This is a genomic window from Gordonia metallireducens, assembly GCF_021245825.1.
Classification (GTDB): Bacteria; Actinomycetota; Actinomycetes; order Mycobacteriales; family Mycobacteriaceae; genus Gordonia; species Gordonia namibiensis.
Genome location: NZ_JAJQJP010000028.1, coordinates 46,299 through 55,881 on the forward strand (window position 1 = coordinate 46,299; position 9,583 = coordinate 55,881).

The 9,583-nt window shown below is 68.2% G+C and carries 5 protein-coding genes and 1 pseudogene; 4 read left to right on the forward strand and 2 right to left on the reverse strand.

The genetic code is table 11. From position 1 onward, the window contains the following. Window positions 1–35: 35 nt before the first annotated feature. Entirely contained in the window at window positions 36–620 is a 585-nt protein-coding gene (locus LQD00_RS11055; RefSeq protein WP_232717202.1) for a DUF402 domain-containing protein, read from the reverse strand. A gap of 94 nt (window positions 621–714) precedes the next feature. Between LQD00_RS11055 and LQD00_RS11060 the strand changes: the two genes are divergently transcribed. The 3 genes from LQD00_RS11060 to LQD00_RS11070 all read left to right on the forward strand — a co-directional run bounded on the left by LQD00_RS11060 (window position 715) and on the right by LQD00_RS11070 (window position 4,211). Then, on the forward strand, window positions 715–1,410 hold the full coding sequence (locus tag LQD00_RS11060) for a hypothetical protein (RefSeq protein WP_232717203.1): 696 nt from the start codon (window positions 715–717) through the stop codon (window positions 1,408–1,410). 20 nt (window positions 1,411–1,430) lie between these two features. Next, window positions 1,431–3,587: an excinuclease ABC subunit UvrB gene (gene uvrB / locus LQD00_RS11065; protein WP_040536675.1), complete on the forward strand. Its 2,157-nt coding sequence runs from the start codon at window positions 1,431–1,433 to the stop codon at window positions 3,585–3,587. Window positions 3,588–3,764: 177 nt separating this feature from the next. After that, window positions 3,765–4,211: a universal stress protein gene (locus LQD00_RS11070; protein ID WP_006358695.1), complete on the forward strand. Its 447-nt coding sequence runs from the start codon at window positions 3,765–3,767 to the stop codon at window positions 4,209–4,211. A 34-nt stretch (window positions 4,212–4,245) separates the two neighbouring features. Here LQD00_RS11070 and LQD00_RS11075 read toward each other — a convergent pair whose 3' ends face one another. Continuing rightward, complete coding sequence (locus tag LQD00_RS11075) at window positions 4,246–5,148, reverse strand: hydroxymethylglutaryl-CoA lyase (RefSeq protein ID WP_232717204.1); 903 nt, start codon at window positions 5,146–5,148, stop codon at window positions 4,246–4,248. Window positions 5,149–5,481: 333 nt separating this feature from the next. Between LQD00_RS11075 and LQD00_RS11080 the strand changes: the two are divergent. Beyond that, a pseudogene (locus tag LQD00_RS11080) lies at window positions 5,482–9,393 on the forward strand (amino acid adenylation domain-containing protein); the annotation flags it as partial. Window positions 9,394–9,583: the final 190 nt, after the last annotated feature.

The window sequence follows — 9,583 nt, forward strand, 5'->3', positions numbered from 1 at the left end:
CCATCCGGTCGCTCATCGGCGCGCGGCCCTGCGGATCACCCTGCGTGATCGGGGCGGTGGTCCCGGAAGAACACGACGCCGCCGACCGCGTCGTCGAGCCAGGCCTGAACGTCGTTGCCGTGAGCGGCCGCCCCGACGAGCGCGCGGGTCGCGATCTCGACGGCCTCCACGCACTGGTCGTTGTCGAGCAGTCCGCAGCGGTGCGCCTCGAAGACCTCGTCGACGTCGATGAGTTCCAGCGGTGATCCCGGAACGTCGACCAGGTCGAGGTACCAGTCCTCGGCGTACCAGCGGCCGTGCTGGTCGGGACCGGAGAACCGGCCGATGTCGAGGTAGAGACGCTGATCCGCCCGATACCCGCCCTGATAGTGGAAGATGTTGGCGCGCAATCCCAATGAGGGGAGAAGCCACGACTCGAGATGGTCGAACTTCGGGTGGCCCGGTGCAGTGCGCGACATGTAGAGGCCGTAGTCGGTGACGCGGTACTCCTCGACCTCCCGGACGAACCCCTTGTTGTCGGTGTTCGTCATCGCGGGCACGTCGAAGACCTCCCGCTTGGGCGGGTGCATCGAGTGGGGTCCGGCCGGCGCGGCCGTCATGGGACCGCTGTTGCTCGTCATTCTCCGAATGTAGTTCGGCCGGCAGTCGATCTCAGGGTGAACATGGGAGATGTTCCGGATGTGCGGACCGACGTGGCCCGCGCAAGGTCGAACGGTGAACCCTTCTCTCGTGGAACGACGCCCCGGATCGGGGCGGGGCCGGGCGACCGCCGGGCGCATCCGGATCTCGCCGCCGTCCGGGAAACGGTGCCGACAGTTGCTGGTCTGGCTGCACATCCTGTCGTCGGTGAGCTGGATGAGTCAGGCCCTGGCGCTGCTGGTCCTGACGGTGGACGTCGACGGTGGCGGGCTGGTCGCAGCCCACATTCTCGACACGACGGTGCTGGTGATCTCGGCGAACGTCTCGGCGATGTCGGGATTCCTGCTCTCGGCGACCACCCCGTGGGGCTTCTTCATCCACCGCTGGGTCCTGGTTAAGTTCCTCATCACGATCGGACAGCTGGTGGTCGGCATCGCGGTCCTGTCGCCGACGCTGAACGACGCGGCGAGCGCGGACGTCCCGGCCGCCCCGGTGGGGCTGGTGGTCGCCACCGCGGTGATGGCGTCGCTGATCGCGTTCCAGGGGTGGCTGTCGGTGGCCAAGCCGTGGTCCCGCGTGCCCGGCAGGTCGCGGGTGAAGGCGCCGGTACCGGGTGCGAGGGTCGCCCGGCTCGCCCCGTTCGCGCTGATCGGGGACATCGCGTTGTTCGCGGTGACCGGCCAGCCGATTCCGGTGTGTTCGTTCATCGTGCTGCTCTGGGCGCTCGTCGGGCGGCGGGCCACTGAACGCGCGGGAACACTCGTGTCGTAGCGCGCGTTTACCCTGGCACTATGGCTTTTGCAGCAGAACGTCCGGTGCTCGCGCACTCCGAGTTCCGTCCGATCGGCGAGATCGAGCGCACCGAAGCCCGCTTCGAGGTGGTCAGCGAGTACGAGCCCGCCGGTGACCAGCCCGCCGCGATCAAGGATCTGACCGCACGGATCCAGGCGGGGGAGAAGGACATCGTGCTCCTCGGTGCCACCGGTACCGGTAAGTCGGCGACGACGGCGTGGCTCATCGAGCAGGTGCAGCGCCCCACGCTGGTGATGGCACCCAACAAGACGCTCGCCGCGCAGCTGGCGAACGAGCTACGCGAGATGTTGCCCAACAATGCCGTCGAGTACTTCGTGTCGTACTACGACTACTACCAACCCGAGGCGTACATCGCGCAGACCGACACCTACATCGAGAAGGACTCGTCGATCAACGACGACGTCGAACGACTCCGCCACTCGGCGACCTCGAGTCTGCTGTCCCGCCGAGACGTCGTGGTGGTGGCGTCGGTGTCCTGCATCTACGGCCTCGGTACGCCGCAGTCGTACCTCGATCGTTCGGTCGAGCTCGAGGTGGGACAGGAGATCGACCGCGACGCCCTGCTGAGACTGCTCGTCGACGTGCAGTACACCCGCAACGACACGGCGTTCACCCGCGGCAGCTTCCGCGTCCGCGGCGACACCGTCGAGATCATCCCGTCCTACGAGGAGCTCGCGGTACGCATCGAGTTCTTCGGCGACGAGGTCGAATCGCTCTACTACCTGCATCCGCTCACCGGCGACGTCGTGCGTCAGGTCGACTCGCTGCGGATCTTCCCGGCCACCCACTACGTGGCGGGGCCGGAGCGGATGGAACGCGCGATGGCGTCGATCGAGCAGGAACTCGAGGAACGGCTTGCCGAGCTCGAGGGCAAGGGCAAGCTCCTCGAGGCCCAGCGCCTGCGGATGCGGACCACCTACGACCTCGAGATGATGCGCCAGGTCGGATTCTGCTCGGGCATCGAGAACTATTCGCGCCACATCGACGGTCGTTCGGCCGGGAGTGCACCGGCGACGCTGATCGACTATTTCCCGGAGGACTTCCTCCTGGTCATCGACGAGTCGCACGTGACCGTCCCGCAGATCGGCGGCATGTACGAGGGCGACATGTCCCGCAAGCGCAACCTCGTCGAGTTCGGCTTCCGGCTCCCCTCGGCGGTGGACAACCGCCCGCTGACCTGGGACGAGTTCGTCGACCGCATCGGTCAGACCGTGTACCTGTCGGCGACGCCCGGGCCGTACGAACTCGGTCAGTCGAACGGCGAGTTCGTCGAGCAGGTGATCCGCCCGACCGGTCTGGTCGATCCGCAGGTCGTGGTGAAACCGACCAAGGGGCAGATCGACGACCTGGTCCACGAGATCCGGCAGCGCACCGAACGCGACGAACGCGTCCTCGTCACGACGCTCACCAAGAAGATGGCCGAGGACCTCACCGACTACCTGCTCGAGCTCGGCATCCGGGTGCGGTACCTGCATTCCGAGGTCGACACCCTCCGTCGTGTCGAGTTGCTGCGGCAGCTCCGGTCGGGTGACTACGACGTCCTCGTCGGCATCAACCTCCTCCGCGAGGGTCTCGACCTCCCGGAGGTCTCGCTGGTCGCGATCCTCGATGCGGACAAGGAAGGGTTCCTGCGCAGCACCACGTCGCTGATCCAGACTATCGGCCGTGCGGCCCGCAACGTGTCAGGTGAGGTGCACATGTACGCGGACAAGATCACCGACTCGATGGCCAACGCCATCGAGGAGACGGAACGCCGCCGCGAGAAGCAGATCGCCTACAACAAGGAACGCGGCATCGACCCGAAGCCGTTGCGCAAGAAGATCGCCGACATCCTCGACCAGGTCTATCGAGAAGCCGAGGACGAGGCCGTCGCGGTCGGCGGTTCGGGCCGCAACGCCAGCCGCGGCCGCCGGGCGCAGGGCGAGGTGTCCAAGGCCGGCAGTGCGGGCGTAATCGAGAAGCGCGATGTCTCGGCCATGCCGCGCGCCGAGCTCGCTGATCTCGTGTCGCAGCTGACCGATCAGATGATGAGCGCGGCCCGCGACCTGCAGTTCGAGCTGGCGGGCCGCCTGCGAGACGAGATCGCCGATTTGAAGAAGGAGCTTCGAGGAATGGACGCAGCGGGCATCAAGTAGGGCCGTGACCTGCGATCCCGTCGAAGACACAAGATCGCGAACATGTGCCGATCGCCACGATCGGCGGACAGACACGCCGCGGCAAACTAATGTCCCGGTGATAGAACCCTGCAGTATGGGGGATGTAGGTGACGCCTCGCTGATGGGCAGCGAGGCGAATTCATGTCGGAGGTTGGGATGAGCGCATACGAGACCATCGTCGTCGGGACCGACGGCTCGGAGTCGTCGATGAAGGCGGTGGAACGTGCGGGGGCACTCGCGGGCGAAGGCGCGCAGTTGGTGATCGCGTGCGCATACTTCCCCAACGAGCGTGGCGCAGGGGAGGCCGCCGACATCCTCAAGGACGAGGCCTACCAGGTCACCGGCTCGACGCCGACCGAGGAGATCCTGCGGACCGCGAAGGAACGCGCGTCCAAGGCCGGAGCCGCCACCGTCGTCCAGCGCCCGGTCAAGGGCGCGCCGGTCGACGCGCTGCTCCAGCTGGTGAGTGACGTCAAGGCCGACCTCCTCGTCGTCGGCAACCGCGGCCTGAACTCGATCGCCGGGCGCCTGCTCGGATCGGTTCCGGCCGACGTGGCACGCAAGTCCGCATGTGACGTGCTGATCGTGCACACCACGGGTTAGTCACCCGCGCAAGAACGCAACGAGCATCCCCGCCTCAGCGGGCGTCCGGAAAACCTCCGGCGCGTCCGAGGAGTGCGGGGACGCTCTTTTCCAGGGACCTGCCCAGCCATTCCGCGGCCTCCATCAGGCCGTACATGTCGACGCCGGTCGTGACGTTCGACCGGTCCAGCGCATAAAGCAGGTCCTCCGAGGCGATGTTGCCCGTCGCGGCAGGGGCGAACGGGCAGCCGCCGAAACCGCCGATGGATGCGTCCAGAGCACTGGCGCCGGACTCCAGGGCGGTCAATGCGTTGGCGTAGCCGGTGTTGCGGGTGTTGTGGAAATGCCAGCGCTGAGGGATGCCCGGCGCGTGTGCGGCCGCGAGATCGGCGAGTGTGCGCACCTGTGCCGGGACGCCTACGCCGATGGTGTCGGCCAGGGCGATCTCGTCCGGTGCCGCAGCGTCGGTCAGGCGCGCGATGATCTCGCCGACCCACTCGGGGGCGACCTCCCCGGAGAACGGGCAGCCGAACGACACCGCGATGGTCACCGTCGTCCGTAGTCCGGCCTCGCGAGCGTCACGTACGACGTCGATCGCCGCGGCGATGCCCTCGTCGACGCTGCAGCCCTGATTCCGCCGGCTGAACTCCTCGGTCGCGACAACCACCGCGTTGACCTCGTCGACGGCGGCGGTGAGGGCACGGTCGAGACCCCGGCGGTTGAGGACCAGACCGATGTAGGAGACGCCCGCGGCGCGCGGAACCTGCGCCATGACCTCCTCGGCACCCGCCATCTGCGGGACACGCTTCGGATTGACGAAACTGACCGCTTCGACGCGTCGGACGCCGGCCTCGACACTGCGCGAGATCAACTCGACCTTGTCGTCGATCGACAGGAGGGTCTGCTCGTTCTGGAGCCCGTCGCGGGGGCCGACCTCGACCAGTTGCACGCTCGTCATGCCCCCAATCTTGCCCCGCCGCGGACCGCCCGTGTGACGGGATTCCTTCCATCGGGCAGATGTCGGTCGAACGACCGAATCCAAACCGCAACCCAACGCCTTCGGTGTGACGTGAGTTGTTCGTGTTGCTCTAAGGGGCTGATGAGGTCCCATCAGCCACACCTGTGCGGTGCCGGATGTGATGAGGCTCTCAGACGTGAGATGCGCTGTATCACTTTCGATCTCAAAAGAGATGTAAAGCGTATGATTCGTGGCTGTTCGGCGAACGCCTCGGGGGACGGGTCAGCGGCGCCGTCGAACGACCAAATCGCCGACGACTGGTTCGGACGTGGAATGGAAGAAGAATCACCCCTCGGTGAGGGGATCCCACAAGTTGGGTTCGGGGAGGGGCGCCGGGGAGGGCGCGGCGGAGCTAGGGGGGTCGACCTGCTGGATCTCACCGCGGCTCAACGTGCCATGTGGTTCGCCGAGAACCTCGACGACGACCACTCGATCACCATCGCGCATTACCTGGACATCATCGACGACGGACGTCCATTCGACCGAGGGCTGTTCCGCCGCGGCGTCATCGAGGGTTCGCGGGAACTCCAGACCGCCTACACCCGGATCGCCGAGGTCGACGGCACGCCGATGCAGTACATCGACGAGTCGCTGCCGTTCGACGTGGTGGAGCTGGACCTGCGCGACCGGCCCGACCCGCTCGGCGCGGCCGAGGAGTGGATGCGTGCGGACCATGAGCGTCCGGTCGACCTGCTGAACGACCCGGTCGGCTTCGCGGCCTTCATCCGCGTGGCGAACAACCGTACCTACTGGTACATGCGCGGTCACCACATCGCCTTCGACGGCTACGGCGCGCTCGTCTGTCTGCACGAAGCGGTGGCCCGCTACAACGCCGCCGTCGCGGCCGAGGCCCGCGTCCCACCGCGGCGCGCGACCCTCGCCGAGGTGATCGCCGACGATGCCGCCTACCGCCAGAGCACGCGTCACGAGAAGGACCGTGCGTTCTGGGCGGAACGCGCCGCCGGACTGCCCGAACGTGTGTCACTGGCCACCCATCCGGCGACCACCGGCATACGCAACGAGACCGTGGTGGCGGCGGGGATGCTCGACGCCGACCTCGACAGCCGGCTGCGACGCCGTGCCCGAGAGCTGGACGCCTCCGTCGCCGCGGTTCTCACCGCGGCCTTCGCCGCCTTCCTCGCCCGGATGTCCGGTGCCGACGACATCGTGCTGAGCCTGCCCGTCACGGCTCGCACCACCGCCCGGATCAAGCAGTCGATGGGCATGGTCTCCAACATGTTGCCGCTGCGCGTCGACGGTGTGGGCGCGGCGACCTGTGCCGATGTCGTCGCCGCGGTCACCTCGGAGATCACCGCGGTTCTCCGCCACCAGCGGTACCGCTCCGAGGACATCCGTGCCGCAGCCGGATTCGGCGATGCGACCGGTACGTCCTTCGGTCCGCTGGTGAACCTTCTGCTCTTCGACAAGCCGATCGAGATCGACGGGGCCCACGTCAGCTATCACATGCTGTCCGCGGGCATGGTCGAGGACCTCGTGATGAACGTCTTCGCCGCAGGGCCCGAGGCGCCGCTCGAGGTGGGTCTCCACGCAAACCCGGCCCTGTACGACCCCGAGGAGTTGCGCACCCACCGGGCGCGGCTACTTCACGTCCTCGAGCAGTTCGTCGACGCCCCGGATCGGCCGGTGGCGGCGCTGGACCTGCTCATCCCAGGTGAACCGGCGGCGGTCGAGCGGCTCGGTGACGGCGGCCCGGCGGTTGGCGTCGACGCCGAGCACATCCTGGCCCCCTTCGCGCGACAGGTCGCCGTGGCGCCGGATTCGACCGCGCTCGTCTTCGGGGACTCGCGCCTGACCTACCGGGAGATGTCGCTGGCGGTCGACGAATTCGCGCGCATCCTCGCGGACGAGGGAGTCGTCGCGGGGGAGCGGGTGATCGTCGCCCTCGATCGCTCCCCGGAACAAGTGTGCGCGATCTACGCGATCATCGGCCTCGGGGCGGTGTACGTACCCGTCGATCCGGCCGAGCCGGAGGAACGACGCCACGCCATCGCCACGATCGTCCGGCCTGCCCTCACCGTGGACGCACAGTTCCTCGCCGACCGTGGGATCGACGCGATCGACGCGATCGACGCCGGGACAGGTCCGGAGGACGAGGTACCACCGCTTGGCTCCCGTCCGTTGCCGCATCAGCCCGCTTACGTGATCTTCACGTCCGGCTCGACCGGTGTACCGAAGGGTGTCGAGGTCGACCATGCGGCGATCGAGCACCGCCTCGCATGGATGCAACGAGATCATCCGATCGGCCCCGACGACGCGGTGCTCTACAAGACCCCGGCGACCTTCGACGTGTCGGTGTGGGAGCTGTTGTGGCCCCTGCAGACCGGCGCGCGGATGGTCATCGCCGAACCGGACGGCCACCGGGACCCCGCCTACCTGCGGAACCTCATCGACGAGGCCGCGGTCACCGTGCTCCACTTCGTCCCGTCCATGCTCGACGCCTATCTCGACGTGGTGGGTCCGACCGAGAACGGGTCGGGTACGCCGACGTCGCTGCCCGACCGAGTTCGCTGGGTCTTCACCTCCGGGGAGGCGCTGTCGGCGCAGCTTGCTCGCCGCCTCCGCCGGACCTCGTCGGCCGGCCTGGTCAACCTCTACGGCCCCACCGAGGCGGCCATCGACGTCACGTCCCATCGGGTGACCTCCGACGACACCGTCGTGCCGATCGGGCGACCGGTGGCGGGCACCGTCGTGCGCGTTCTGGATCGCCGCCTGCGGCCGGTCCCGGTCGGCGTCGCCGGTGAGCTGTGCCTCGTGGGCCCACAGCTGGCCAACGGCTACCTCGGCGCGATGGCGCAGACCGCATCACGTTTCGTGGCCGATCCGCTGGGTGGGCCGGGTGCCCGGATGTACCGGACCGGCGACCTGGTGCGGTGGACGCAGAACGGCGAACTCGAGTACCTGGGTCGCAGCGACCATCAGGTGAAGATTCGCGGGCAACGGGTGGAGCTCGGCGAGGTCGAATCGGTGGTCGCCTCGATGCCGGGTGTCGACGCGGTGGTCGTCGTGGCCCGGCGAGATCTCGGACCGGCGCCGGTACTCGTGGCGTACGTCCGCGGAACCTCCGGGGTCCCCGACTCGGACGCCGTCCGCGCCTTCTGCCGCCGGCGGTTGCCCGGCCACATGGTGCCGCTCGCCGTGGTGTTCCTCGACGCCTTCCCGACGAACCGCTCGGGCAAGCTCGACCAGTCGGCGTTGCCCGCCCCGGACCTCACGGACAAGACCACGGAGTTCCGCGAGGCCCGGACACCGGCGGAGAAGGCGATCGTCTCGATGGTCGCCGAGGCCTTGGGTCGGGAACGGGTCAGCCTGTCGGACAATCTCTTCGCCCTCGGCGCCGACTCGCTCCTCGCAGCCCGCATGGTGTCCCGGGCCCGGATCGGACACGGTCTGACGATCGCCCTGACCGACGTCTTCGACAGCGACGACCTCGCCGACCTCGCTTCCCGTGCCGTCGTGGCGGACACCGTGCCGGAACCGCCGGAGCGTCGCCTCTTGCCGCGCCCGGCGCGTATCCCGTTGTCCCAGGCGCAGACCCGGCTGTGGTTCATCAACCGCATGTCCCCGACCGAGTCGACCTACAACATGTCCGGTGCGCTCCGGCTCACCCATGCGGTGGAACCCGAGGTGCTCCATCGCGCAGCGCTCGACGTCCTCGACCGGCACGAGATCCTGCGTACCGTGTTCCCGGCGGTCGACGGCGAACCGGAACAGCGCATCCTCGACACCGCGACCGCGGGCGCCGTGTGCGACTCCGAACCGATCGATGTCGGTGAGCGGGGGCTCGATGCGGCGATCTCCGCGATCACCGAGGTGGGATTCGATCTCGCCGAGGAGATCCCGTTCCGCTTCCGCCTGCTCACCGGGGACCCTCGCGGCGACGTCGTCGTGCTCGTCCTCCACCACATCGCGGCCGACGGGCATTCGTTGCGGCCGCTGCTCCGGGACCTGATGACCGCCTACGAGAGCAGGCGCGCCGGGGAACAGCCCGAGTTCACCCCGCTCCCGATGCAGTACGCCGATGTCGCCGTCGAACGCGCCGAGGTCCTCGGAACCCCGGAACGGCCGTCGCCCGCGCTGGTCGAGGGACTGGAGTTCTGGCGCACCGAACTCCACGGCGCACCCGACCTTCTGCAACTGCCCACCGATCGTCCGCGACCGCGGGTGCCGATGCTGACGTCGTCCACCGCGGCGAGCTTGCCGAGGGTGAGGGCCAGGGCCGACTGGAAGACGGCGAACGGCGTGACGGCGAGAGTCGTCGCGAGGCGGCGGAGCCCGGCCGACAGCTCGGCGTCCAGCGTGACGTCGAGATGATCTCCCGCGCTGGACATCACCCGCGGTCGCGGACGATCGGATG